This window comes from Streptomyces sp. NBC_00582 (assembly GCF_036345155.1).
GTDB lineage: Bacteria > Actinomycetota > Actinomycetes > Streptomycetales > Streptomycetaceae > Streptomyces.
In genome coordinates this window covers 1,661,017-1,686,412 of record NZ_CP107772.1, presented here as the reverse complement: position 1 = coordinate 1,686,412, position 25,396 = coordinate 1,661,017, and the positions used below count along the sequence as shown (strand labels likewise).

Below are 25,396 nucleotides of genomic sequence, written 5' to 3'. Positions count from 1 at the left end.
CCTACCGGTGCACGATCCCGGCCAGCCGCCGGTGGGAGTCCAGCAGCGCCGCGCGGTCGTACGTGCTGGTCGTGACGAGGACCTCCTGCGCGCCGGTCTCCTTCAGCAGGGTCTCCAGCTCGTGGGCCACCTGGTCCTCGGTGCCGGCGATGTGGCCGGTCAGGCCGGACTCGTAGAAGCCGCGCTCCTTCGCGGTCATCGCGCGCGCCTCGACCCGCTCGGCGGGCGGGAGCGGCGGGAAGGTGCCGTGGGTGCGGGAGTACGCCATCGACCAGGCCTCCGGGAGCAGCAGCCGCCGGGCCTCCTCGGGGGTGGCGGCCACGGCGACGGTGCCGGAGACGACGACGTACGGCTCGGGCGCCCAGGAAGAGGGGCGGAACAGCGCACGATAGGTGTCGATCCCGCGCCGCATCCTCTCGCGGTTCCCGAGGTCGCCGATCACCATCGGCAGGCCGGCGCGGGCCGCGATCGCCGCGCCCTCGCCCAGGGCCAGCACGAACGGCGGCACCGTCAGCCCCTCGGCGGGGTAGGCGTGCACCCCGGCGGGGGAGGCGCCCCGGAACCAGTCGAGCAGCTCCCGCAGTTGGGCCGCGAAGTCGTCGGCGTCGTCCCTGTCGCGGCCGAGCGCCCGGCGCACCCCGTCGGTGAAGCCCACCGACCGGCCGAGACCCATGTCGATCCGGCCCGGGAAGAGGGACTCCAGGACACCGAACTGCTCGGCCACCACCAGCGGCCGGTGGTTGGGCAGCATCACCCCGCCGGTGCCGACCCGGATCGTACGGGTCGCCCCGGCCACGGCGGACGCGAGGACGGTGGGCGCGGAGCCCGCGACGCCGGGGACACCGTGGTGCTCCGAGACCCAGAACCGGTGGAAGCCGAGCCGCTCGGCCTCCCGCGCCAGCGCCACCGTGTCCCGCAGCGCCTGCGCCGCCGTATGGCCCTCGCGGACGCGGGAGCGGTCGAGGACGGAGAAGCGGGCCGAGGCGATCACGGAGCTCATGTCCCGTACAACACCGCACGGCCCGCGGGATTCCCGGGAGCGCTCAGGGCACGATGTTGTGGTTCAGCCGGAACAGGTTCCCGGGGTCGTGGCGCCGCTTCAGCCGCGTGAGCCGGGTGTGGTTGTCGCGGTAGTTGGCCCGGACGCGGTCCTGGTCGTCGCCGTCCATGAAATTGACGTATCCGCCCTCCATGGCGTGCGGCGCGATCGCCCCGTGGAAGCCGCGTACCCAGTCCTTCTGCGCCTCGCAGTCCTCCCGGGTGGTCATGGTGGGGCTGAGCGCGATCGAGAAGTCGGCGTCCCGGTAGGAGAACGCGGTGTCCCGACGGCCCACGCGATGGCAGGCGCCGTCGACGGGGAAGACGACGGTCACGCTCGGGATGGACGGGGTCGTCGCGCCGTACTCGACGAACGCGTCGAGCACACCGTCGGGCAGCCCCTGGGCGAAGGCGCCCTTCCAGTAGTGGAAGAGTCCGGCGGGGACCAGTTCGTCGAAGAGGGTGTTGATCACCGGGTAGGGCATCCGCTCCAGATGCCGGCCCAGCACCGGTCCCAGCGAGGCGATCCGGTCACGGACCCGGTCGTCCTCGTCCTCGGGTCCGCTCCAGCACGTGACCACCCCGCACACCGGCCGCCCGTGCCAGCGCTCGGGCAGGAACGGCACCGGCGGTCCGAGCCCCACGACGAGCAGCGCGCCGAGGCGCTCGTCGGACTCGGCGATCAGCTCCCGGTAGCGGCGCAGGACGTCCGCGTCGAGCGGGTAGAACGTCGGTCCGCCGAGGACGTGGGCGACCGGATGCAGCCGGTACGAGAAGGAGGTGACGACCCCGAAGTTGCCGCCGCCCCCGCGCACGGCCCACATCAGGTCGGCGTCGCGTTCGTCGGTGCAGGTCAGGAGGGCCCCGTCGGCCGTCACCAGATCGACCGCGACCAGGTTGTCGCAGGCCAGCCCGCAGCGCCGGGAGAGGTGTCCCATGCCTCCGCCGGTCGTCAGACCGCCCACGCCGGTGGTGGAGACGATCCCGCCGGTGGTGGCGAGGCCGAAGGGGTGCGTGGCGCGGTCGACGTCCGCCCAGGTGCAGCCGCCCCCGACCCGCGCCCGCCGCGCGTCGGGGTCGACGCGGATCCCGCGCATCCGCCCGAGATCGAGGACGACCCCGCCGTCGCAGGTGCCGTGGCCGGGGACGCCGTGGCCGCCGCCGCGCACCGCGAGCGCCAGCCCCTCGTCACGGGCGAAGTCCACGGTGGCCGTCACGTCGCCCGCGTCGACGGCCCGGACGACGAGCGCGGGCCGTTTGTCGTGCATCGCGTTGTAGACCCTGCGGGCCTCGTCGTAGTCCGGGTCCCCCGGTGCGACGAGCTCGCCGCGCACGGCCCCGGCCAGCCGCTCCAGCAGCCGCCGGTCCAGTGGGGATGTGGAGGTGGTCATGGCCGCCACCCGCTCTCCTGAGGCATGGGACGCGTACCCCTCCGGTCTAGCCGCGGGGCGGGCCGTCCTCATCGCCGGAACCACCCATCCGCCGCCGGCCGGGCATGGGCGGAACGGCCCATGCCGGGTGCCTCACACCAGCCCGTGCGTGTACGCGTACGCGGTCGCCGCCGCCCGCGAGGACACGTCGAGCTTGGCGAAGATGTTGTTCAGGTGCCGGGCCACGGTGTGCTCGCTGATCACCAGTTCCTCGGCGACGGCCCGGTTGGTGCGGCCCGCCGCCACCAGCCGCAGCACCTGGACCTCCCGCGCGGTGAGGCCGCCCGGCGGTCTGTCGCGCACCGCGTCCAGCAGCGCCGCCGCCCGCCGCGCGTCCGGTACGGCGCCCAGCTCCACGAAGACGCCGTGGGCCGCCCGCAGCTCCAGCCGGGCGCTCTCCTCGTCCCCGGCGGCCCGCCCGGCGGCGGCCAGCGTCATCCGTGTCTGGGCCGCGTCGTACGGCACCCCGAGCTCCAGCCAGAGCGCCAGGGCCCGGTGCAGCCGCTCCCGCGCCCGGCCGGGGTCCCCCCGGGCGTACGCCACCGCGCCCTCCGCCGAGGCGGCCGCCGCGTGCGGCAGGGTCACCGCCGCGCCGCACAGCCGCCGCCACCCGTCGGCCAGCTCACGCAGCTCGTCGGCCGCCGCGCCGGCCTCGTCCGCCTGGCCGAGCGCGAGGAACACCTCCACCCGGGCGGCGAGCAGCCGGCAGCGCTCCAGCCGGTCCCGCGGCACGGGCAGGTGGGTGAGGGCCGCCGCCGAGGCCTGCGCGCGGCCCCGGGCGAGCCGCAGCAGCGCCAGACCGGGCTGCGGATCCCGCCCCAGCTCGTGCGCCCGGCCGTACGCCTCCTCGGCCGCCTGCGTCTCGCCGCGCCGCCGCAGGATCTCCCCGAGCAGATAGAAGACCTCCGCCGCCGACCGCCGCTCGTAGGGCAGCAGCTCCTCGCAGGTGCGTACGGCCTCGTCGAGCGCCCGCGACCAGTGGCCCCGCAGCTCCAGCACCTGGACCCGGTGGAGCCGGCACAGCCCGCGGAAGTTGTTCTCCGCGGGCATCGACGCGCACCAGCGCATCGCGGCGTCGGTCCACTCGGCGGCGCGGTGCAGGTCGACGCAGGCCATGCACTGCTGCAGGCCCAGACAGTAGACCCAGCCGGTGAAGAAGGCGCTCAGCTCGCCCGCCGCCGCCGAGCACATCGCCTCGTCGAGGACGTCGAGCCCCTCCGCGATCCGGCCCCGCGCCACCAGCACGGACGCCCGCGCCTGCACGCTCATCGTGTACAGGTCCGGGCTGCCGCAGCGGCGGGCGATCGCGGCCATCCGCAGCGCCGAGGCCATCGCCTCGTCGAACGCGCCGCGCGCCTGCGCCGCCTCGGTGTCGACCCAGACCAGGTAGCACTGCTCGACGCACTCGGGTTCGCCGCCGAGGTGGCGCCGGGCCCGGCGCAGCCAGCCGGCGGCCACCGAGGGGCGTCCGGCGAGCTGGTGCTCGTAGAAGAGGAGCCAGGCCATCAGCCCGGCGCGCCGGTCCGCGCCCGAGGCCGCGTATCCGGAGTAGGCGAGGGTGCGTTGTTCGATCGACTCGTCGACCCGGCTCGTCCACCAGGCGGCGTCGGCGAAGCCGGCGTGGTCGTCGGGGGTGAGCCGGGTCGTGTCCAGGGCGCGCAGCAGACGGTGGGCCTCGGCCCACGCCTCCCGGGCCACGGCGCCCCGCGCCTGCCCCAGCGTGTCCGTACCCGTACGCCCGGCCGTCCGCCCAGTCACTAACGGCACCCCTCTCGCCCATCACGAGCAGGACCGTCCCCGCCCAGGATAGGCGGTGTGCCCAGTGGCTAGGGTGGGTCCGTGAGCGACAGCAGCGGGCGGCCCATCGCCGTGTTCGATCTGGACAACACCCTCGCCGACACGGCCCACCGCCAGCGCTTCCTGGAGCGCCGGCCGCGTGACTGGGACGCGTTCTTCGCCGCCGCGCCCGCGGACCCGCCGATCCCGCAGGGGATCGCCCTGGCGCGCGAGCAGGCCGAGGAGTGCGAGGTCGTCTATCTGACCGGCCGGCCGGAGCGCTGCCGGCGGGACACCGAGGAGTGGCTCGACGCCCAGGGGCTGCCCGAGGGGCGTGTGTACATGCGGCGCAACGACGACCGCAGGCCCGCCCGCCGCACCAAGCTGGAGATCCTGCGCCGGCTCGCCCGGTCCCGCGAGGTGCGGATGCTGGTGGACGACGACGCGCTCGTGTGCGAGGACGCCGAACGGGTGGGATTCCGGGTCGTACTCGCTCGCTGGAGCGCTCCGTCGGCGGACCTGCGCGAGGCGCAGGAGGGGGAGGGGCGTACCTGATCGCCGATCGGGTCCGTCAGGCCGACTCGTCCAGGCGGAAGCCCACCTTCAGGCCCACCTGCCAGTGCGCGATCTCGCCGTTCTCCAGTTGCCCGCGCACCTGGGTGACCTCGAACCAGTCCAGGTTGTGCAATGTCTGCGAGGCGCGGCCGATGCCGTTGCGGATGGCCTGGTCGACGCCGTCCGGCGAGGTGCCGACGATCTCCGTGACCCGGTAGGTGTGGTTCGACATCGGGTGCTCCTTCCGGCCGTGTCACTCCACCGTGCCCCAACCCGCGACGCACCGCCATGCCACACCACTCGAAACCGGACGATAAAAGCCTATTTTCTTACCCTTGCGGTGATATAAGGATCATGTGAGGAATGTGATCTGCGAGTGGGGGTTCGAAGGAAACCATGCGCCGGTTCAGAATCGCGATGTCCCGGCAGGCGCCGATTGCCGTGACGCGCCAGCCCGTTCAGCGTGTGGAGACACGGGCCCCCTGGTACGGCCCCTTCTCCGTCTGTGTCGACCTCGGCGCCGCGGCCCTGCCGGTCGCCGCGACGATCGTGGAGGTCCATGAGCCCCACCCCCTGCGGCTGGCGGCCGCCGCGGCCCTGCTGTGGCCGCTCATCGGGGTGGTGAGCAAGCGTTACACGCCCCTGGCCTGGGGCGACGGCGGCGGGTTGCGCGCCATCGCCCGGGACTGGCTGGTCCTGGTCGGCGCCCTCGCCACCCTCCGGGTGGTCTGCGGCCTGGACAGCGTGCCCGCCGAGGCGTTCACGGCGCTCATCCCCGCCCTGGTGTGCACCGGCGTCTGCCAGAAACTGATCCACCGTCATCTGCTGGCCGCCCGCCGCAACGCCCGCGCGCTACGGCACGTCCTGGTCGTCGGCGAGGCCTCGGCCCTCGACTCCGTGGTCGGACAGCTCGCCCAGCGCACCGACCACGAGTACGTCATCGTCGGCGCCTGCCCGGTGGGCGAGGACGAGGTGACCTCGGGCGTCCCCGTCTGCGCGCGGCTGTCCCGCGAGGCACCCGACGCCCCCGACTCGGACGCCGCCGTCGTCCTCGGCGCGGCCGACGAACTCGGCGCCGACCTGGTCTTCGTGGCACCCGGCCCGCACCTGAACGGCGAGCGGATGCGCCGGCTGTCCTGGGCGCTGTACGACCGGGGCCGCTCGCTCATGGTCCTGCCCGGCATCACCGACGTGGCCCGCCGCCGGGTGCGGCTGACCTCGGCGGCCGGTCTCACCCTGCTGCACATCGCGCCGCCGCTGCAGCGCGGTGCGCACGCCGCCGCCAAGACGGCGGTGGACCGGACGGGCGCCCTGCTGCTGATCCTGCTGCTCTCGCCGCTGCTGCTCCTGCTGGCGCTGGCCGTCCGGCTCGGCTCACCGGGCCCGGTCCTCTACCGCCAGACCCGGGTCGGGCGGCACGGGATGCGCTTCGCCATGTGGAAGTTCCGCACCATGGTGGTCGACGCGGACCGGCTCAAGGGCGGGCTCGAGAAGCAGAACGAGAACGACGGGCACATGTTCAAGATGCGCCGCGACCCCCGGGTCACCCCGGTCGGACGGGTCCTGCGCCGTTACTCCCTGGACGAGCTGCCCCAGCTCTTCAACATCCTCTTCGGCCACATGTCCCTGGTGGGCCCCCGCCCGCCGCTGCCCGACGAGGTCGTCAAGTACAACGGCGTCGAGATGCGCCGGCTCAACGTCCGGCCGGGCCTGACCGGCCTGTGGCAGGTCAGCGGACGCTCGGACCTGTCCTGGCGCGAGACCGTCGCGCTCGATCTGCGCTACGTCGACAACTGGTCGCTGTCCGGCGACGTCAACGTCATGGCCCGCACCGTCCGCGCGGTGCTGAACGGCCAGGGCGCGTACTAGCCGCGCACGAGAGGACGGACGTGGCCGCCCCGGGTCGGACCGGGTGCGGCCACGTCCGCCATCCGGGCAGGTCTGCCGCCAACACGCGGCCCGCGCGGCTGCTTCGACTCCGCCGCCGTGAAGGATCGCGTCATGGTACAGACCACTTCCGTCGCAGACCCGGCGCACCGGCCCGTCGTGGCCCGCCGACTGCACGGCTTCACCGGCGCCGGATACGACAAGGGACGCCCCGCGGCGGTCCAGGCCGCCTGGTACGCCGCCCAGCATCTGCTGTTCACCCAGTGGTGGTTCCCCGCCCGCTGGCGCCCCCCGCTGCTGCGCGCCTTCGGCGCCCGCGTCGGCCGGCGGGTGCTGATCCGGCGCGGGGTACGCGTCCACTGGCCATGGAAACTGGACGTCGGCGACGACGTCTGGATCGGCGAGGACGCCTGGATCCTCAACCTCGAACCGGTCACCATCGGCCACGACTCCTGCGTCTCCCAGAGCGCCCTGCTGTGCACCGGCAGCCACCGCCGTCGCAGCGCCACCTTCGAGTTCGACAACGGCCCCATCCGGCTGGAGCCGGGCAGCTGGGTCGCGGCCCGCGCGGTCGTGCTGCGCGGGGTCACCGTCGGCCGCGGCGCCGTGGTGGGCGCGGGCGCCGTCGCCCACCAGGACGTGCCGCAGGACGCGGTCCTGACCGCGGGGGGCCGGGCATGAGAGTCGTCCACGTGGTCACCCTCGTCAGCGACGACGGGGCCTTCGGCGGTCCTACGAGCGTGGCGGCCGCCCAGCTCGAGGAGCTCGCCGCCCGCGGCCACGACGTCCGGCTGGTGTCGCTGTGGCGGGGCAGGGACGCGGCGCCGGCCCCGCGGCGGGTCGGCGCGGTCCCGTTCGTCTCCCGTCCGGCCCGGCGGCTCGTGCCGGGCCGGGGCTGCCTCGGACTCATGCACCCGATGCTCCTGGCTGACCTGTGGCGCGAGACCGGCCGCGCCGACGCCGTGCATCTGCACGCGGGCCGCGACCTCGTCTCCCTCGCCGCACTCGCCGTGGCCCGGCTGCGCGGCAAGGACTACGTCACCCAGACCCACGGCATGGTCGAACCCCGCACCGCCACGGTGGCGCGGCTCTTCGACCGGCTGTTCGTGCCCCTGCTGCGCGGGGCCCGCGCCTGTCTCGTGCTCACCGAACGGGAGCGCCGCGAACTGACCGCCGTCCTCGGCCCGGACGGCCCGCCGCTGATCGACCTGCCCAACGGGCTGCGCGTGTCCGACGCCGGCCGGGACGCCGCCGGGGCGCGCACCGGCCACGAGGTGGTTTTCCTCGCCAGACTGCACCCGCGCAAACGCCCCGAGGCGTTCGTCGAGATGGCCGCCCTGGTCCACAAGGAGTACGCCGAGGCCCGCTTCACGCTCTACGGCGCCGACGAGGGGTCACTGCCCGGGGTGCGCCGGCTGATCGGGGACCGCGGGATCGGCGACGTCGTCTCCTACGGCGGTGCGCTGGACCACGCGGCGGCCCTGGAGGCCTACCGCAGGGCCGCGGTGTACGTCCTGCCGAGCGTGCAGGAGCCGTTCCCGATGACGGTTCTGGAGGCCCTCGCGGAGGGAACGCCGGTCGTGTGCACCGACAGCAGCGGTATCGCGGCCGAACTGTCCGCCAGGCAGGCGGCGTTGGTCACCGACGGCAGCCCCGGGGCACTGGCCGACGCCGTGGGCCGGCTGCTCGCAGATGCGGAGCTGCGCGAGCGCCTCGCCGAGGCCGGCCGACGGGCGATCGACGAGGTCTTCTCCATCCGCGCGGTCGTGGACCGGCTGGAGAAGCTGTACCGGGACAGGTGACGCGAGCGGTTCGGCCGCCCCGTGCGGCCGAACCGCCCGCCGTCTCAGCGCCGCCGCGCGCGGCTCGCGGTACGGAGGATGTCCTCGAAGCGGGAGGCGCAGTCCTCCAGGGCGAACTCCCGCTCGGCCAGGGCCCGGCTCTCCTTGCCCAGCGACTCGGCACGCGCCGGGTCGGACAGGACCTCCCGCGCCCATGAGGCGGCCTCGTCGAGCGAGGACTCCTCCGGCGGGAAGACCGCCGACCCCGCCCGGCGCAGCAGCCGCGCCGCCAGGTTCCCGGCCGGCATCAGGCCGAGCACGGGGCGCCCGGCGCACAGGTACGACAGGGTCTTCGACGGCACCGAGAACTCCCCGGCGTCCGCGCCGAGGAGCACCACGAGGAGGTCGCCCGAGCCGAGCACCTCGGGCAGCCGCTCGTAGGGCTGGAACGGCAGCAGCGTCAGGTCGACGCCCCGCTCGGCCGCCGCCGCGCGCAGGACGGGCACGGCCGGGCCGTCGTTGACGACGACCAGCCGCACCGGGGTGCCCCCCGCGCCCAGCCGTTCGGCCAGCCGCACCAGCAGCTCCGGGTTGTGCTTGAGGCCCAGCGTGCCGGAGTACAGCACCGTCCGTACGCCGTCCAGGCCCTGCTCGGCCGACCAGGCGTTGGCCCGGTCCACCGGCACGATCTCGTCCAGCGGCGCCCAGTTGGGAATGACGGTGACCTTCCCGGCCGTGCCCCACTCGCGGTGCACGCGCACGAACGACTCGGCGATCACCACGACGGCCGCGGCCCGGCGCGCCGACCACTTCTCTCCGGCGCCGAAGACCTTCGCGGCGATGCCCATGGACCGGGCGACCTTCTCGGCGGCGAAGCTCTTCATCGCCACGGCCGTCACGTCCTGGTGCCACAGCACCCAGGGGACGCCCATCCGCCGCAGGACGCCCGCCGCGACCACCAGCACCGGGATCGGCATGTTGGACAGCAGGGCCACGTCGGGCCGCTCCCGCCGTACCTGGCGGGCCAGTTCGAGGCCCAGCAGGGTCTCCTGGCGCAGCCGGCGGAAGTAGGCGTCCTTCCGCAGGGCGGTGCCGTCCCCGATGGTGACGAAGCGCAGCCCGGGGGTGTCCCCGGCGAGGTTGCCCTTGCCGGAGACGTAGGCCGTGCAGGTCGAGTGGACGACGTCGTGACCGCGGCGCGCCAGTTCCCGGCTGAGCTGGGCCTGGAAGGGGTGGCCGCTGTAGTCGTGGACGAGGATCCTCATGCGTTCTCCGTCTCCTCGCCCGTGTGTCACTGCTGGGAGCGCTTGACCTGGTCGTAGACCCAGGCGTAGGTGGTCTCCAGACCGTCGAGCAGGGTCACCGACGGTTCCCAGCCGTGGATCTCGTTGATGAGGGTGTTGTCGGAGTTGCGGCCGCGCACGCCCTGCGGGGCGTCGAGGCGGTAGGAGCGCTCGCAGCGGACACCGGCGATCTCCTCGACGAGGTCGACGAGCTGGTTGATGGTGACCAGCTCCGAGGAGCCGAGGTTGACCGGGATCCCGCTGTCCCCGTTCATGATCATCTGGCTGCCGTGCACACAGTCGTCGATGTACATGAAGGAACGGCTCTGCAGCCCGTCGCCCCAGATCTCGATCCGGTGCTCACCGCTGAGGACCGCCTCGGCCACCTTCCGGCACACCGCGGCCGGCGCCTTCTCCCGCCCGCCGGTCCAGGTGCCGTGCGGGCCGTACACGTTGTGGTAGCGGGCGACGCGGGTGGCGAAGCCGTAGTCCTCCGCGTAGTGCCGGCACATGCGCTCGGAGAAGAGCTTCTCCCAGCCGTAGCCGTCCTCCGGCTGCGCCGGGTAGGCGTCCTCCTCCTTGAGGGCGGTGAGATCGGGGTCGGTCTGCTTGCCGGCGGCGTACACACAGGCGGAGGAGGAGTAGAAGTAGCCCTCCACACCGGCCTCGTGGGCCGCCTGGAGCATGTGGGTGCTGGTGAGCACCGACATCATGCAGGCGGCCTTGTTGTTCTCGATGAAGCCCATGCCGCCCATGTCGGCGGCCAGCATGTACACCTGGCGCGCGCCCCGCACGCCCGCCCGGGCGCTCTCCAGGAGCGAGAGGTCGGCGACCACGTTCTCGGCGTCGTGGTGGACCTGGTACCAGTCCTCGCGCGGCTTGACGTCGACGGAGCGGACGGTCAGTCCCTGGGCGAGAAGGTCGCCCACCAGGTGACCGCCGATGAATCCCCCGCCCCCGGCGACGACGACGTCTACCTGCTGGCTCATGCGCAACTCCTCTGCGAATCGGGATCCCAGGACAGATCTGAGAGATCTGTTGGCCGATAAGCTATGCAGACTTGTCATGATTTGAGGTAATTGGCACGCCGAGAATTTTGCGATTTCTGCGCGCCTGGGATGATTAGGGCGATCTAAGCGCTATATATCCTTCAGTGATGTTTCAGCCTAAATATTCGCTCGACGGAGAGGCCGGGATGCAGGACGCTCGCGTCCGCAGTGTGGCTGCGGTCTCCCTCTGGGCCGTGACACTGACGGTCCTGCTGCCGGGGCTGATCCTCCAGTCGCACGGTGCGCACCCGTCGCCCGCGCTCGCCCTGCAGGGCGTCGTCGTGGTGCACAGCGGCGGTGCGCTCGCCGGGGTGCTCACCGCGTCCCGGGTACGGTTCGTCGCCCTCGGCTTCTGGGTCTTCGTCTACATCTGGCTCGGGCTGGCCGGTCTGGCGATGCTCGCCTCCGACACCTACCCCTGGCCCTACCGGACCGGCGAGACGACCGCCCTCGGGGCCGTGGCCCTCGTCGAACTCGGACTGCTCGCCCACAGCGCGGGAACGGCCCTCGCCGCCCGCCGGGAACGCGCGCGCGGACACAACGCCCCGCCCGGGATCCTGGAGCGCGTCCTCGCCCGCCGTATCGCGCCCTGGCGTCTGCTGGCCCTGTGCGGGCTCGCGCTCGGCCTCGCCGCCGTGCTCATCGCCGGCCAACCCGGCCGACTGGGCGCGTACTTCACCAGCCGCCAGGCGATCACCGAGGCAGGCGGGGAGGACGCCTCCCTGCGCTCCCTGCTGAGCTGGTCACTGTCGGTGCCCGCGTTCTGGGCGCTGCTCGGTCTGCTGCGGGTGCCGCGCCGGCCCGACGGCGACCGCTGGCTGCGGGCGGTGCGCTGGCTGCTGCTGCCGGTGCTGCTCGCCCTCAACGTCGTCGTCAACAACCCCATCAGCAAGCCCCGGTTCTGGGCCGGCATGGTCCTGCTGACCCTGCTGTTCTCGGTGCCCCGGCTCTGCCGCCCCCGGGCCTTCCGGGTCACCGCGGCCGCGATCCTCGGCGCGCTGCTGTTCGTCTTCCCCTACAGCGACTACTTCCGCTACAACGACCGGGAGACGCTCACCGTCGCCTCCCTCGCCGAGCAGTTCACCTCCAACGGCGACTACGACGCCTTCCAGCAGATGCAGAGCGGCGTCGACTACGCGCACGACCACGGCTTCTCCCCGCAGAACGTCCTCGGCCCCCCGCTGTTCATGGTGCCGCGCGCGATGTGGCCGGAGAAACCCAAGGACACCGGCATCACCCTGGCCGAATACGCCGGATACGAGTTCCACAACCTCTCCGCGCCCCTGTGGATCGAGAGTTACCTGTGGGCCGGCCCCCTCGCGGTGGTCCTCGTGTTCCTCCTGCTGGGCGCGTTCGGCCGGCGGGTGGACGACGTCCGCCACCGGCTGCGCGAGAACCCGGGCGCCCTCGCGGCCCTGCTCGTCCCGGCGTTCGCCTTCTACCAGATGGTCTTCCTGCGCGGCAGCCTGCTCGCCATCGCGGGGCCGCTGACCCTGCTGCTGGCCGTACCGCTCCTCATCACCAGCCCCAACGCCCGGGCATCCCGGTTCCGCTCATCGGCGATGCCGGCCGCATCCCCCCGTCACGCATCGATCCCCGGAACAGGAGGGCACCCGTGACCGGCCCCATCCAACTCGAAGACCGGTACGACGAGCCGGACCAACTACGCGACCAACTGCGCCGCATCCTTCGCCACCGCGCCCTGATCGCGCTGGGCCTCGTCCTGGGACTGCTCGGCGGGCTGGCGCTGGCCCAGTACCGCGCGCACACCTTCGCCGCCACCAGCGAGGTGCTGGTGCGCTCCACCGCCGACCCGTTCGGTGCGGTCGGGGTCTCCGCCGACAACCAGGTCAGCATGACCACCGAACAGCAGGTCGCCACCAGCGCCGAGGTCGCCCGCCGGGTGGCCCGCGTCCTCGGCCTGCCCCAGAGCCAGGCCGGCGCGCTCGCGTCCCGGCTGCGGGTCACCAACCCGATGAAGTCCCGCGTCCTGCGCTTCGAGTTCACCGCCGACTCCCCGAAGCGCGCCGCGGGCGGCGCCAACGCCTTCGCCGAGGCCTACCTCGCCGACCGCAAGAGCCGCAACGACGCCGCCGTCAAGCGCGCCACCGACGCCCTCGACCAGCAGATCCAGGTGCTCAACGAACAACTGGCCGAGGAGAAGCTGGAGCAGAAGGACGCCAAGACCGCCGCGCAGAGCCAGCTCTACACGCTGCAGAAGCGCGTCCTGGACATCAAGTCCCGCGACACCGACGCCGGTGACGTCGTCCGCCGTGCCGTCGCCCCCCACCTGCCGGTGGGCCCCGGCCTGCGGATCCTGCTCGCCCTCGGCCTGGTGTGCGGTCTGCTGCTCGGCGTGCTCCTGGCCTGGCTGCGCTCCGCCCTGGACTCGCGGATCCGCTCGGTCGGCGAGCTGCGCGGCGCGCTGCGCACCCCGGTGCTCGGCATGCTGCCCGACGACGAGGACGCGGGGGACGAGCTGCTGAAGGTCGGCCGCACCGGCGGCGCCCGCGCGGAGGCCTTCCGCGCCCTGGCCTTCCGGCTGCGCCGCGCCGAGAGCCCCTCGGGCCCCGGCCAGGTGCTCGTCGTCGCCCCGCGGGACGCCGAGGCCGCCGAGGAGGTCGCCGCCAATCTGGCCGCGGCCCTCGCCGAGTACGGCGGAGAGGTGCTCCTGGTCGACGCCGACTCCGACGCCTCCGGCCTCTCGGACCGGCTGCCGCTGATGCCGTACGAGGCGCCCACCCTGGAGGAGGCGTTCCTGCCCAGCGGAAGCGTCCTCGTCGACGCCGACGTCAGCGGACGCCTCGCCTTCCGCTCCGGCGGCGGCATCGGCGCGCACACCCGCGCCGGCCTGTCCACCGAGGCCGGCCGACTGCGGCCGGGCACCGAATCCACCACCGTCGTCGTCACGGGACCGTTCCTCACGCACGCCGACGCGCTCGCCGTCGCCCAGCGCGTCGACGGTGTCCTGCTGGTCGTCGGTCTCGGCGCCACCCGGCAGGACGACCTGCGTCAGGTGCAGGAGCTGATCGACTGCTCCGGCGGCCGTCTCCTCGGCACCGTCCTCGACGCCGCGCGGCCCCGCCGGCGGCTGCGGCTGCCGCGCCGCCGTCCGAAGTACCGTCCGGTGCCCCCCTCCGCGGCGCCGATGGAACTTCCCACGCAGGACGGCACCTTCTCCATCTCCCGGCGGTGACCGCTGCCGACACGACCGCTCCCCTCCGCGCCGGGGCCGACGCCCCGCGCGCGGTGGCGGCGGTCGCCCGGGGAGGCTGGTGGGGGATGGCGGGTTCCGCCGGGAACGCCGTCTTCTCCTTCCTGCTGGTCGGCCTGGTCACCCGCGCCGTGGGCGCCGACGGCTCGGGCGTGATCTTCACCGGCGTCGCCGTCTTCACCATCCTCAGCAACACCTGCAAGCTCGGCGCCGACGCCGGGCTGATCCGTTTCGTCCCCCGGGACCTCGCCCTCCACGACGGCCGCTCGGTGCCCGCTCTGCTGCGCATGGCCGTCCTGCCCGCGGCCGTCGTCTCCACCCTGGCCGCCGCGCCCCTGCTGCTGTCGCCCACCGTGGCCCGCCTGCTGCTGCCCCAACTGCCCCCGGCGGACGCCGTCCCCCTGGTCCGGCTCTTCGGTGTCTTCCTGCCGATCGCCACCGTGGGCATGGTCCTGCTCGGCGCCACCCGGGGATACGGCACGGTCGTGCCGTTCGTCGGCGTGGAGCAGATCGGCAAGCCGGCGCTGCGCCTGCTGATCGCCCTCCCGGTCGCCTTCCTCCTGCCCAGCCTGACCGCGCTGGCCTCGGCCTGGCTGCTCCCGGCGCTGGCCGGTTCCGTGGCCGCCTGGTTCGCGCTGCGCCGCTGCCGGGCCGGCCGGGGCCCGACCGGCGCGGCAGACGGCGAGCCGGTGTCCTGGCGGACGTTTTGGAGCTTCGCCGCGCCCCGCGCGGTCTCCTCCGTCTTCGACATCAGCGCCGTGTGGGTCGGCGTGATCCTGCTGTCGGCCATGGCCACCGCCGGGGAGGCGGGCGTCTACACCGCGATCGGCCGGGTCGTCACCGCGGGCACGCTTCTCCAGCTCGCCGTACGGCTCGCCGTCGCCCCGGAGATCAGCCGGCTGCTCGCCCTGGGCGAGGACGCCGAGGCACACGCCCTGCACCGTGTGTCGACGTGCTGGATCGTGCTCTTCTCCTGGCCGCTGTTCGTGCTGATCGCGGCCTTCCCCGAGACCTTCCTGTCCGCCTTCGGACCGGAGTTCGTCCGTGGCGCGCCCGCCCTGCTCGTGCTGTGCGCCGCCTCCATGGTCAACGTCGCCGTCGGCAACGCCCAGACCGTGCTGCTGATGGCCGGCCGCAGTTCCTGGCATCTGGCCGTCACCGCCGTCGCGTTCACGGTGCAGCTCACCGTCGGCGTGCTCGCCGTCCCGGCCTGGGGCGTGCTCGGCGCCGCCGTGTCCTGGGGCGCGGCCATCGTCGTGGAGAACCTCGCGGCGGCTCTGCTGATCCGGTTTCGCCTCGGCTTCACCACCGTCGACCGCGGCTATGTCACCGCCCTCGGTGCCGCCCTGACCGTCTCCCTGGTGCTGGGAGCCGCCCGAACGAGTGGAGATGACACTCCATCAGGACTCGCCGGGGGGATGGCCTTGGGTATGTGTGTATTTGCTATTAGTTTGTGGCGATATCGGACGTCGCTGAGAGTGAGCGAGCTGGTCGGAGTGCTGCGCCGCCGCGCCGCATGAGACCGGACTCGGCCGCAGCGTTCCGGCCCTCCCGGCGGGCGTCCCCGACTCGTACCACTCCCAACCACTGCCACCCGGGGTTCCCTTGCACCTGAGAAAGCTCCGTTCGAAGCCGGTCACCAGGGTCGCCGTCACCGCCCTCGTGTGCTCCGCAGCCCTGCTCGACGCGTCCCTCGCCGCGGCCGCCGACGGCGGCCCGAAGACGTTCTCCGCCGATGCGCTGCCGACCTGGCAGACCGAAGGCATCGTCTGGTCGATGGCCGCCGCGAACGGCGTCGTCTACGTCGGAGGATCGTTCGAGGCGGTCCGCCCGCCGGGTGCGGCGCCGGGCCGGAAACTGGTGGCCCGCCGCAACTTCGCCGCCTTCGACGCGGCGACCGGCAAACTCCTGCCCTGCGCCCCGCCCTTCACCGGGCACAACCACACCGTGCGGGCCATGAAGGCCTCGCCGGACGGCCGGGTGCTGTACATCGGCGGCTCCTTCGACACCGTCGGCTCGGAGAAGGCGGCCAACGTGGTCGCGCTCAACACCTCCGACTGCTCCCTGCGCAAGGACTTCCGGCCGGCCGTGTCGTCGACCGTCCGGGCCGTCGAGCCCACGAACCAGGCGATCTACCTCGGTGGCGACTTCGGCCGGGTCTCCGGCCAGGCCCGCAGCCGTATCGCCGCCCTCACCCCCAAGGGCGCGCTGCTGCCCTTCGCGGCCGAACTCGACCAGCCGGTCCGCGCGTTGTCGGCCGCGCTCCCTCAGGGGCGCCTCTTCGTCGGCGGTGACTTCGAGAGGGTCAACGGCCAGTCGGCCCGCTCCCTGGTCACCCTGAACCCCGTCACCGGCGCCACGGTGCTCGCCTACCCGGGCTGGTTCCCGAGCCAGTCCTCGGTGAAGACGATCGCCCAGGACAACTCCCGCTTCTTCGTGGGCGCCGAGGGCCACGGGCCGGGCATCTACGACGGCCGCATCGCGGGCCGGACCGCCACCGGCCTCATGGTGTGGAACGACACCTGCCGCGGCGCCACCCAGTCCGTCCTGCCCTACAACGGCGTGCTCTACAGCGCCTCGCACGCCCACGACTGCAACGAGACGCCCGGCGGCTTCCCCGACCGGGGCGACCGCCAGCACTTCCTGGCCCAGCGGGTCGAGGACCGCAGGATCCTGCACTGGTTCCCCGACACCGACGGCGGCCTCGGCGAGCAGGTCGGGCCCCGCGCCCTGGTGGCCTCGAAGGGCTTCCTGTGGGCGGGCGGTGAGTTCACCGAGGTCAACGAGTCGCCCCAGCAGGGCCTCACACGCTTCGGCGACAAGGACACCGGCGCGCCGGAGGAACCGCCCACCCTGTCCCTGTCGGCGGCCGAGCCCGGCAAGGTCACCCTCGCCTGGCGGGCCGCCTGGGACCGTGACGACGCCCTGCTGACGTACCGGATCTACCGCGACGGCAAGCTGGTCGTGCACAAGGCCAAGTCCTCCGCGTTCTGGGACCGCCCGAAGATGACCTGGACCGACACGGTGCCGGCCGGTTCCCGCCACCAGTACGCCATCGAGGTCACGGACGGCTCCAACGCCTCGGCCCGGTCGCGCGCCCTGACCGTGAACGTGCCGAAGAGGCCCGCGCAGACCGCGAACGCACCGGCCCAGGGAGCCCCGGCCCAGGGCGCCCAGACGGCCCAGCAGGGGCAGCCGGGACAGCCGTCCCAGTCGGTCCCGCCGGCGCACCGACGGACGGGTGGGAAGCGATGACCCGCATCGGATTCGCCCCCGGCGTCTACGACCTGTTCCACATCGGCCACCTCAACATCCTCCGTGAGGCCCGTCGGCACTGCGACCGGCTGGTCGCGGGCGTGAGCTCCGACGAGCTGACGGCGCGGCTGAAGGGGAAGGTCCCGGTCGTACCGCTCGCCGAGCGGCTCGACATCGTCCGCAGCGTGAAGTACGTCGACGACGCCATCGTGGAGACGGAGGTCGACAAGCTGATCACCTGGAGGCGGGTCGGCTTCCACGTCATCTTCAAGGGCGACGACTGGCGCGGCACCCCCAAGTGGCTGGAGTACGAGCGGCGGTTCGGGGAGGTCGGAGTGGAGGTCGCCTACTTCCCCTACACCATGCACACCTCCAGCACCCTGCTGCGCAGCGCGCTCAGGATGCTGGCCGCGCACGAGCCGCCCGCGATCCCCTCAGCGCAGCTCGCGGAACCACTTGACCAGGAAGGCGGCCATGAAAAGGACGTGTGCCAGCAGCAGCGTGGCGTACACCGCAAGGAAGACGTCCTGACTGCCCAGGAATAGGAAGCCGAGGCAGGTCAGGCCGTAGTCGACCGGCAGCAGCAGGACGGATCGCAGCGCCGGGGGCGAACCGGGCGGAACCTCGCCCGGTGTCCGCCGCTTGAGCTTCTCCGTCAGGATCCCGGCGAAGAAGATCACCACGGCCGCGAGCTGGAAGACCATCGGAGCCAGCAGCCACAGCGGGCCGGGCAGCGTGAAGAACCGGTAGAACGACACCAGCACCACGAGATGCAGGGCGAGGATCTTGACGCAGTCCAGGACGTGGTCGAGCCACTCGCCCGACGGGCTGCCGGACCGCTGGCCCCGCGCCAGCTGACCGTCCGCCGAGTCCAGGAAGAACCCCACGGCCAGGGCCGCGCCCACGCAGACCCCCATCGTCGGCGTGGGCGGCAGCAGGGCCACCGCGGCCAGGGCCGGAAAGGTGAACAGGGCGCCGAGGACGGTCAGTTGATTGGGCGTCGCCCCCACCTGATAGGCCAGCGCGGCCAGGACCCGTCCGGCCGGACGATTGACGAACCGCGTGTAGAGCGAGACCCCCTTCGCGGGCTTCTGTGCCGCCGACAGATGCCTGAGAACCTCGACGAACTCGGCCATTTCCCTCCTTAATTCACTTTATTCTCTTTACTGTCTTATTCACTTTAATTGACGAAATCGCTGGAAAGAAGGCAATTATGGCAGAACGGGGAGGCGGGATGTCCCCTGTCAGCCGTCGGCAGCTTCTGCGTGGCGGGGTGACCCTGCTCGGTGCGACGGTCCTCACCGCCCACAGCGCGTCCGCGGCCTCGGGACCGGGAAGCGGCCGGGCCCCGGCCTCCGCCGGACTGCTCTCACGGGTGATCAACGTCCGCGACCTCGGCGCGGTGGGCGACGGACGCGCCGACGACACCGCCGCGTTCGAGTACGCCTACACCCTCGCCGCCGCCCGGGTCTCCCGGGGCATCGGCCGCACCGTGATCGAGATCCCGCCCGGCGAGTTCCTCATCACCCGCCCGAACGCGCTGCTGAACGGGGCCGCACCCCAGCACCCGGTCAACGGGCTGCGTTTCTCCGGCGCGGGCAAACGCATGACCACGCTCGTCTTCCGCCCGCCCGTCGGACCCGGCTCCTACCTGTGCCGCAACGAGAACATCTGGTCCAACCTGGCCTTCGAACGCATCCAGTTCCGCTCGGCCACCCCGGGCGCCTCCTTCTTCGGTTCGTACTCCACCGGGCAGGCCCAGGACTACCGGTTCTCCGAGTGCGAATGGATGGGGGAGTGGGAGTACGGCATCTCCCTGGACGGCACGGACACCAACTCGGAGATGCGCTGGGAGGCGTGCCGGGTCGGCGGCGCCTACCGCAAGGCGTTCCTCTACTCGGGCGTCACCGGCCGCGGACAGGACCCCAACGACCAGGACCAGTTCCTCAACTACTGGTTCACCGACATGAAGGTCGAGTACGACTGGGGCAACTTCCTGGAGTTCCCCTACGGGGGCTCGATCACCTGCCGGGGCGGCTCGTACATCATCACGGGCACCCGCCCGCAGAGCCAGGAGTACGGCACCACCAGCACGTTCTTCCGCTTCCCCGTCGCCCGGCACCACGACTCCGTGCAGCGGTTCCACGCCCAGGACATCCGCTTCGAGGTGCGCAACCCGGACGCACGGGTCATCGACTGCGCGTGGAAGAGCGGCACGGTCCACTTCAGCGACTGCGACGACACCGGCCTGGCCTTCAAGGACTTCGCGCCCGAAGCGCGGCCGCACCGCTATGTCGTGGGGCCGCGCGGGCCGCTGGTCCGGTACGACTCCTGCCAGTTGATGGGCCGCCACGAGTACCGGACGGACGGCGCGCGCGAGGCCCTGCCCACCCTCGCCCGGTACGACATGTGTCTGCTGCGCAGCCATCCCCAGGAGGAGTTCGCCGTCACCGACGGCACCGCGCAGGCCGCCTTCGTCAGCTTCGTCGACTGCCTGGACGGGGCCGGCGCCCCCGACCCGCTCACGGACCGCACCCCGGCGGTGCCGGGCGACGCCCCCTCGGCGGCACCGGCGGCACCGGCGTCACCGGCGGGCCCGGGCACGGCGCCCGCCGATCCGTCCGGCACCGCGAGCCCGGCGCCCGTCCCGGCACAAACGGCCCCGCCCGCGGCGTGAGGCCGTGGGGTCAGCGGACGGTGCTCAGTGACAGCGCGAACCGTCCCGCGCCGTCCGTCCACCAGTGGGTCAGGTCGAGCCCCGCGTCGGCCAGTTCGGCCCGTACCCCGTCCTCGCGGAACTTCGCCGACACCTCGGTGCGCAGTTCCTCGCCGGGGGCGAAGTCCACGGCCAGGTCCAGCGCGGGGATCTTCACGGTCTGCTCGGTGCGCGAGCGCAGCCGCATCTCGATCCACTCGTTGCGCGCGTCCCACAGGGCGACGTGGTCGAAGGCCCCGGGGTCGAAGTCCGCGCCCAGCTCGCGGTTGACGACGGCCAGGACGTTCTTGTTGAAGGCGGCCGTCACCCCGGCCGCGTCGTCGTACGCCCGGACCAGCACCTGCTCGTCCTTGACGAGGTCCGTGCCGAGCAGCAGTGCGTCGCCCGGGGACAGCAGGGCGCGCAGCGAGCGCAGGAACACCGCGCGCTCGGCCGGCAGGAGGTTGCCGATGGTGCCGCCCAGGAACGCCAGCAGACGCGGTCCCGGCGTGTCGGGCAGCTCGACCTCCTTGGTGAAGTCGGCGATGAGGCCGTGCACGTCCAGCCCGGGCCGCTCGGCGATCAGGGCCCGTCCGGCCCCCGTGAGCGCGCTCTCGCTGACGTCCACGGGCACATAGGTGTGCAGGCCGGTCAGCGCGTCGAGGAGGAGGCGGGTCTTCTCCGAGGACCCCGAGCCGAGTTCGACGAGCGTGCGGGCACGGATGGCGCCGGCGATGTCGTCGGCACGGTCCACGAGGATCTCGCGCTCGGCGCGCGTCGGGTAGTACTCCGGGAGTTCGGTGATGTGCTCGAACAGCTCGCTGCCGCGGGCGTCGTAGAACCACTTCGGCGGGAGCGTCTTGGGGGTGGCCGTCAGGCCCTGCAGGACGTCGGCCCGCAGGGCCGCGTCCGCGGCGTCCTCGGGGAGGGTGCGGGAGATCTGGAACGGACTCACGTGCGAGGCTCCTTGGGTGGTGCGGATACCGGGTCCTTGAGGGGCGTGAGCAGGACCTCGGTGCGGTTCGCGGTGAGGAGGGTGCGGTCGGGGACCTCCCGCCAGTGCGGGTCGTCGTCGTACGGTTCGGAGGCCACGACCGTGCGCCGGCCGGGCTCGGTGAGGTACCAGAGGGAGTCGCCCCAGGCGGTGGCCGTGATGGTCGCGCCGTTGGTGAGCAGCAGATTGAGGCGGGATTCGGGGGCCGCCGCGGCGACCTCCTGGACGCTGTCGGCCAGGGCCTGCCCCTCGGGGTCCCCGGCCCGCAACCGGGCCAGGACGAGCGCCCACACGAACGCGGAGTCGGTGCGGGCCTCCATCGACAGCAGGCCGGCCGCGGGCAGGGTGGGGACGAGGACCGCGAGGGAGTCGGGCCAGCCCGTCACCGCCCCGTTGTGGCTGAACAGCCAGGGCCCGTCGGCGAACGGCGCCGCGGCGGCCTCCGCGTCGGCCCCGGACAGGGTCGCGTCCCGTACGGCGGCCAGCAGCGCGCCGGAGCGCACCACCCGGGCCAGGTCGGCGAACGACAGGTCGGCCCAGATCGGCCCGGCACGGCGGTAGCGGGCGGGCACCGGATCGCCCTCGGCGTACCAGCCCACCCCGAAACCGTCGGCGTTGACCGTCCCGTAGCGCTGCCGCCGCGGTGCCCAGGACTGCCGGTACAGGCCGTGCGGCGGCTCCACGAGGACCCGGCCGAGCGGCTCCGCGGGCCCCAGGCAGGCGAGGTGACGGCACATCAGACGGCCCCCGAGCGGGCGGTGCGGAAGCCGGAGAAGATCTGCCGCCGGATCGGGTAGTCCCAGTTGCGGAACGTACCCCGGCACGCCACCGGGTCCACGGCGAACGAACCGCCGCGCAGCACCTTGTGGTCGGGGCCGAAGAACACCTCCGAGTACTCCTTGTAGGGGAAGGCGTGAAAGCCGGGGTAGGGCAGGAAGTCGCTCGCCGTCCACTCCCAGACATCGCCGATCAACTGGCGTACACCGAGAGGGGATTCGCCCTTCGGGTAGCTGCCGGCGGGGGCGGGGCGCAGATGGCGCTGGCCCAGGTTGGCGTGCTCGGGCGCGGGGTCGGCGTCGCCCCACGGGTAGCGCGTCGAGCCGCCGGTCGCCGGGTCGAAGCGGGCGGCCTTCTCCCACTCCGCCTCGGTGGGCAGCCGGCGTCCCGCCCAGCGGGCGTAGGCGTCGGCCTCGTACCAGCACACGTGCAGCACCGGCTCGTCCCGGGGGACGACCTCCGTGATGCCGAACCGGCGGCGCAGCCACTGCCGGCCGTCGCGGTGCCAGAACAGCGGGGCGTGGATGCCGTGCCGCCTGATGTGCGCCCAGCCCTCCTTCGTCCACCAGCGCTCGTTCTCGTAGCCGCCGTCGTCGATGAACGCCTGGTACGCGGCGTTGGTGACGGGGGTGGTGTCGATGTGGAAGGGGGCCACCTCACGGGGGTGCGCGGGGCGTTCGTTGTCCAGCGCCCAGGGCTCGGTGGAGGTGCCCATCGTGAACGGGCCGCCGGGGACCAGGACTTCGGCCGGGCCGGTGAACAGAGGAGCCGGCTCCGGGTCCGGGGCGGTGAGGGCAGGCGGGCCCGTGCGGAGCTGATGGGTGATCAGCATGGTCTCGTCGTGCTGCTGTTCGTGCTGGGCGATCATCCCGAAGGCGAATCCCGCCTCGGTGAGCCGGGTGCCGTGGAAGTCGGCCGACTCCAGCAGGTCCGTCACCCGGCCGCGTACCTCCGCCGCGTAGGCGCGGGCCTCGGCGGGCGGCAGCAGCGGCAGCGAGCGCCGCTCGGCGCGCGGGTGCTCGAAGGCGTCGTACAGGCCGTCGATCTCGGGACGCATCGGCTCCCGGCCGCCGACGGAGCGCAGCAGCCAGAGCTCCTCCTGGTTGCCGATGTGGGCGAGGTCCCAGACCAGCGGGGACATCAGCGGGGAGTGCTGGGCGGTGAGGTCCGGGTCCTCGACACAGGTGGTCAGCAAGGTGGTGCGGTCACGGGCGGTGGTGAGGGTGGTCAGCGCCCGCTCGCGGAGCGTGTCGGCGTCCGGGACGTGCTCGGTGGTCATGGGCGCGGGTCCTTCCCGTACGCGCGGGTGTCCGTGCCGCGCAGGCTGTCGAGCTGGTCGTCGGCGGGGGTGCGGCCCTTGAGCACATAGCGGTCCCGGTACTCCGAGACGGCGTCCACGATCCCGGCGGAGGCGCCGAGCCGGGGCAGGGCGCGCAGAGCCGCGGCGAAGCACGCGACGGCGGCCGTGTGCAGTTCGGGGTCGGTCAGGCCGTACCGGGCCGCCTCGATCCACAGCGGATTGTGCGGGGCGGGCTGCGGCAGTCCCCGCGCGGCCAGCGGCTCCACGGCACGGCAGGCGGCCTCGGCTGCCTCCGGGTCGTCGAAGAGGGCCGTCGTCACGGCGACCGGCACGATCCAGCCGTCGTCGCCGGGCTGTGCGTCGATCATCCGCAGCTCCAGATGGCCGCGCGGTCTGACCGGTGGGAACAGCGTGGTCAGGTGGTAGTCGAGGTCCTCCCGGGTCGGCCGTCCGGAGCGGGTCCACTCGCGGAACGTCAACCGCTCGGGCACGTCCCAGGGCCCGCTGTCGCGCCGTACGCACATCACCGGCGCGTCCAGCACATGCCGGGCCCAGGCGTCACGGGGCTCGCCGTCCAGGGCGGGGGCGCCGGCGCGGCCGGCGCCGATCTCCATCCACAGCAGTTGCCGGGTGGACCGCCAGCCGGTCGGGTTCCCACGCAGCAGCGGGGAGTTGGCGAAGGCCGCGACCAGGACGGCGCCCAGGTGGTGCGCCAGCCACCAGCGCCGTTCGTGCCCCAGCGGGCCGGGCCCCTCGTAGCCGGCGTCCAGGCAGACCTGTACGGAGGCCGAGGTGCACATCATGGCGCGTCCGGCGGGGCCGGTGCGGTCGAGGCAGGTCTCCATGGCGTCGTAGCGCGGCTCCCTCAGGAACCGGCGGGGGGTGTGCCAGGGGTCGGTGCCGAGGCCGGTGAGGACGAGCTCGTGCTCGCGCAGGACCGCGCGGACGGCGTCCAGATCGGCGGAGAGGAGGCCCACGCACTCGGTGAGGGAGGCGGCGGGCGGCGAGCTGAGTTCCAGCTGGCCGCCGGGCTCGACGGTGAGCGCCGACGCCAGGGGCACGCTCTCCAGTGCGGCGTAGGCCGCCGCGAGTCGTTCGGGTGTCACGGGGAGCCACGGCCGGCGCAGCTCGTGGACGAGCCATTCGAGTTCGACACCCACCGTGCGGGGCGGGCCGGTCTTGAAGCAGATGCCCCGGACGAGGGCCTCCACCTCGGCTTCGGAGAGGGCCGTGCGAGGGGCCGTACAGTCGTCGTTTTCGGATATCTCGGTACAGTCGCTGACCGAATCTGACATGTCTGGATCCTCCTGAGGTTCCACCATGCCACCGGTCCGGCGTACGGGCCGCCGGACTCGGCGTCACTCGTCCCACCCAAGACCCTCGATCCGAATCGCACAAGGGTGCACAGTGGTGCTTTTGGGGCGTCGGGCCTTCGATTCCGTGCTGACGACATGCTGTTTCCCGCACGTTCGCGGGGTGTTCGCGGTCCCGGAAAATCTCCTTGCACGGCCGGTCCGGGGTCGATCACGATGCGTGCATGAGTACGCGGCTGCGCGGCATCGCGCGCGAGACGGAGGAGATCGTCAGGGCCGGGGGCTACCGCTCGCCCGGCGGGCGCGAGGTGGACCTGGCGGCGGTGATCGGGGCTGCCCGCGCCGGGACCGCGATGGTGGGACCGAAGTCCGTTCCGGTCCCGGAGGCACCTGCCGCCGTGACGTCGGTCGAGGTCACCGGTGAGAGCAGCACACAGGCCGCCCGACGGCTCGCGGGCGCACCGGTCGCCGTCCTCAACTTCGCCTCCGCCCGCAACCCCGGCGGCGGCTATCTGAACGGCGCGCAGGCGCAGGAGGAGGCCCTGTGCCGTGCCTCGGCGCTGTACACGTGCCTCCTCGAGGCCCGTGAGTTCTACGAGCACCACCGGGCCCACCGCGACCCCTTCTACACCGACCGGGTCATTCACTCCCCGGCCGTCCCGGTCTTCCGCGACGACCGCGGACGGCTGCTCGACGAGCCGTACACCGCCGGATTCCTGACCTCGGCCGCGCCGAACGCGGGCGTCGTCCTGCGTACGGCGCCCGAGCGGGCGCCGGAGCTGCCGGGCGCCCTCGCGGTCCGCGCCGAGCGGGTCCTGGAGACGGCCGCCGCGCACGGCTACCGGCGACTGGTGCTGGGTGCCTGGGGCTGCGGGGTGTTCCGCAACGACCCCGCGCAGGTGGCCGGGGCGTTCCGGACGCTGCTCGGCCCCGGCGGGCGCTTCGGGCAGAGGTTCGAGCGAGTGGTGTTCGGAGTGCTGGACCGCACTCCGGGAGCCGTGGTCCGGACCGCTTTCGAGCGGGTGTTCGAGGGTGGGTGAGGGCCGGCC

The 25,396-nt window shown here is 73.0% G+C and carries 21 protein-coding genes and 1 pseudogene; 11 read left to right on the top strand and 11 right to left on the bottom strand.

What is annotated here, in order from left to right:
- Position 1: 1 nt before the first annotated feature.
- From OG852_RS07015 to OG852_RS07005, 3 genes are all read right to left on the bottom strand, one after another.
- Positions 2 to 1,000 carry an LLM class flavin-dependent oxidoreductase gene (locus OG852_RS07015; protein WP_133915660.1) on the bottom strand — a complete coding sequence of 333 codons (999 nt, stop codon included), beginning with the start codon at positions 998 to 1,000 and terminating at the stop codon, positions 2 to 4.
- 43 nt (positions 1,001 to 1,043) lie between these two features.
- Positions 1,044 to 2,429, bottom strand: a complete 1,386-nt coding sequence (locus OG852_RS07010; protein WP_330347374.1) for an FAD-binding oxidoreductase — start codon at positions 2,427 to 2,429, stop codon at positions 1,044 to 1,046.
- Between the two features lie 132 nt (positions 2,430 to 2,561).
- Positions 2,562 to 4,226 carry a LuxR C-terminal-related transcriptional regulator gene (locus tag OG852_RS07005; protein ID WP_330347373.1) on the bottom strand — a complete coding sequence of 555 codons (1,665 nt, stop codon included), beginning with the start codon at positions 4,224 to 4,226 and terminating at the stop codon, positions 2,562 to 2,564.
- Between the two features lie 81 nt (positions 4,227 to 4,307).
- Here OG852_RS07005 and OG852_RS07000 point away from each other — a divergent pair, with 81 nt between their 5' ends.
- On the top strand, positions 4,308 to 4,799 hold the full coding sequence (locus OG852_RS07000; protein ID WP_330347372.1) for a phosphatase domain-containing protein: 492 nt from the start codon (positions 4,308 to 4,310) through the stop codon (positions 4,797 to 4,799).
- A gap of 16 nt (positions 4,800 to 4,815) precedes the next feature.
- Here the strand turns inward: OG852_RS07000 and OG852_RS06995 are convergent, their stop codons facing one another.
- The gene (locus OG852_RS06995) at positions 4,816 to 5,031 is read right to left on the bottom strand and encodes a dodecin (protein ID WP_133915656.1); all 216 of its coding nucleotides are present in this window, start codon (positions 5,029 to 5,031) and stop codon (positions 4,816 to 4,818) included.
- Between the two features lie 164 nt (positions 5,032 to 5,195).
- Between OG852_RS06995 and OG852_RS06990 the strand changes: the two genes are divergently transcribed.
- The 3 genes from OG852_RS06990 to OG852_RS06980 all read left to right on the top strand — a co-directional run bounded on the left by OG852_RS06990 (position 5,196) and on the right by OG852_RS06980 (position 8,488).
- Complete coding sequence (locus OG852_RS06990) at positions 5,196 to 6,668, top strand: sugar transferase (RefSeq protein WP_330347371.1); 1,473 nt, start codon at positions 5,196 to 5,198, stop codon at positions 6,666 to 6,668.
- A 132-nt stretch (positions 6,669 to 6,800) separates the two neighbouring features.
- Positions 6,801 to 7,367 (top strand): DapH/DapD/GlmU-related protein, encoded by a 567-nt coding sequence (locus OG852_RS06985; protein ID WP_133915655.1) that lies wholly within the window; start codon positions 6,801 to 6,803, stop codon positions 7,365 to 7,367.
- Positions 7,364 to 8,488: a glycosyltransferase gene (locus tag OG852_RS06980; RefSeq protein WP_133915654.1), complete on the top strand. Its 1,125-nt coding sequence runs from the start codon at positions 7,364 to 7,366 to the stop codon at positions 8,486 to 8,488. The genes OG852_RS06985 and OG852_RS06980 overlap by 4 nt, the downstream gene beginning before the upstream one ends.
- Before the next feature lie 44 nt (positions 8,489 to 8,532).
- On the opposite strand, the gene OG852_RS06975 is transcribed toward OG852_RS06980, so the two are convergent.
- Together OG852_RS06975 and OG852_RS06970 are read right to left on the bottom strand one after the other, a co-directional pair.
- Positions 8,533 to 9,732 (bottom strand): glycosyltransferase family 4 protein, encoded by a 1,200-nt coding sequence (locus OG852_RS06975; protein WP_133915653.1) that lies wholly within the window; start codon positions 9,730 to 9,732, stop codon positions 8,533 to 8,535.
- A 26-nt stretch (positions 9,733 to 9,758) separates the two neighbouring features.
- Entirely contained in the window at positions 9,759 to 10,739 is a 981-nt protein-coding gene (locus OG852_RS06970) for an NAD-dependent epimerase/dehydratase family protein (protein ID WP_330347370.1), read from the bottom strand.
- Positions 10,740 to 10,945: 206 nt separating this feature from the next.
- Here OG852_RS06970 and OG852_RS06965 point away from each other — a divergent pair, with 206 nt between their 5' ends.
- The 5 genes and pseudogenes from OG852_RS06965 to OG852_RS06945 form a co-directional block, all read left to right on the top strand.
- Positions 10,946 to 12,418, top strand: a complete 1,473-nt coding sequence (locus tag OG852_RS06965; RefSeq protein WP_330347369.1) for a hypothetical protein — start codon at positions 10,946 to 10,948, stop codon at positions 12,416 to 12,418.
- Positions 12,415 to 13,995: a hypothetical protein gene (locus tag OG852_RS06960; RefSeq protein WP_133915651.1), complete on the top strand. Its 1,581-nt coding sequence runs from the start codon at positions 12,415 to 12,417 to the stop codon at positions 13,993 to 13,995. The genes OG852_RS06965 and OG852_RS06960 overlap by 4 nt, the downstream gene beginning before the upstream one ends.
- Positions 13,992 to 15,533 carry an oligosaccharide flippase family protein gene (locus OG852_RS06955; protein WP_330347368.1) on the top strand — a complete coding sequence of 514 codons (1,542 nt, stop codon included), beginning with the start codon at positions 13,992 to 13,994 and terminating at the stop codon, positions 15,531 to 15,533. Before OG852_RS06960 ends, OG852_RS06955 begins: the two co-directional genes overlap by 4 nt.
- 85 nt (positions 15,534 to 15,618) lie before the next feature.
- Positions 15,619 to 17,268 carry a fibronectin type III domain-containing protein gene (locus tag OG852_RS06950; RefSeq protein ID WP_330347367.1) on the top strand — a complete coding sequence of 550 codons (1,650 nt, stop codon included), beginning with the start codon at positions 15,619 to 15,621 and terminating at the stop codon, positions 17,266 to 17,268.
- A pseudogene (locus OG852_RS06945) lies at positions 17,265 to 17,681 on the top strand (adenylyltransferase/cytidyltransferase family protein); the annotation flags it as partial. The gene OG852_RS06950 and the pseudogene OG852_RS06945, both read left to right, overlap by 4 nt.
- Positions 17,682 to 17,702: 21 nt before the next feature.
- Here the strand turns inward: OG852_RS06945 and OG852_RS06940 are convergent.
- Entirely contained in the window at positions 17,703 to 18,404 is a 702-nt protein-coding gene (locus tag OG852_RS06940; RefSeq protein ID WP_133915649.1) for a CDP-alcohol phosphatidyltransferase family protein, read from the bottom strand.
- A gap of 98 nt (positions 18,405 to 18,502) precedes the next feature.
- On the opposite strand from OG852_RS06940, the gene OG852_RS06935 reads away from it, so the two are divergent.
- The gene (locus OG852_RS06935; RefSeq protein ID WP_330347366.1) at positions 18,503 to 19,945 is read left to right on the top strand and encodes a glycosyl hydrolase family 28-related protein; all 1,443 of its coding nucleotides are present in this window, start codon (positions 18,503 to 18,505) and stop codon (positions 19,943 to 19,945) included.
- A 10-nt stretch (positions 19,946 to 19,955) separates the two neighbouring features.
- On the opposite strand, the gene egtD is transcribed toward OG852_RS06935, so the two are convergent.
- From egtD to egtA, 4 genes are read right to left on the bottom strand one after another with little or no spacing between them, the layout of a single operon-like run.
- Positions 19,956 to 20,918, bottom strand: coding sequence for an L-histidine N(alpha)-methyltransferase (gene egtD / locus OG852_RS06930; RefSeq protein WP_133915647.1), 963 nt, complete (start codon positions 20,916 to 20,918; stop codon positions 19,956 to 19,958).
- The gene (gene egtC / locus OG852_RS06925) at positions 20,915 to 21,694 is read right to left on the bottom strand and encodes an ergothioneine biosynthesis protein EgtC (protein ID WP_133915646.1); all 780 of its coding nucleotides are present in this window, start codon (positions 21,692 to 21,694) and stop codon (positions 20,915 to 20,917) included. The genes egtD and egtC overlap by 4 nt, the downstream gene beginning before the upstream one ends.
- A complete protein-coding gene (egtB, locus tag OG852_RS06920) occupies positions 21,694 to 23,013 on the bottom strand; it encodes an ergothioneine biosynthesis protein EgtB (RefSeq protein WP_330347365.1) in 1,320 nt (439 codons plus the stop codon). The genes egtC and egtB overlap by 1 nt, the downstream gene beginning before the upstream one ends.
- A complete protein-coding gene (gene egtA, locus OG852_RS06915; protein WP_330347364.1) occupies positions 23,010 to 24,329 on the bottom strand; it encodes an ergothioneine biosynthesis glutamate--cysteine ligase EgtA in 1,320 nt (439 codons plus the stop codon). The genes egtB and egtA overlap by 4 nt, the downstream gene beginning before the upstream one ends.
- Positions 24,330 to 24,571: 242 nt before the next feature.
- Between egtA and OG852_RS06910 the strand changes: the two genes are divergently transcribed.
- The gene (locus tag OG852_RS06910) at positions 24,572 to 25,387 is read left to right on the top strand and encodes a TIGR02452 family protein (RefSeq protein WP_133915643.1); all 816 of its coding nucleotides are present in this window, start codon (positions 24,572 to 24,574) and stop codon (positions 25,385 to 25,387) included.
- Positions 25,388 to 25,396 lie beyond the last annotated feature (9 nt).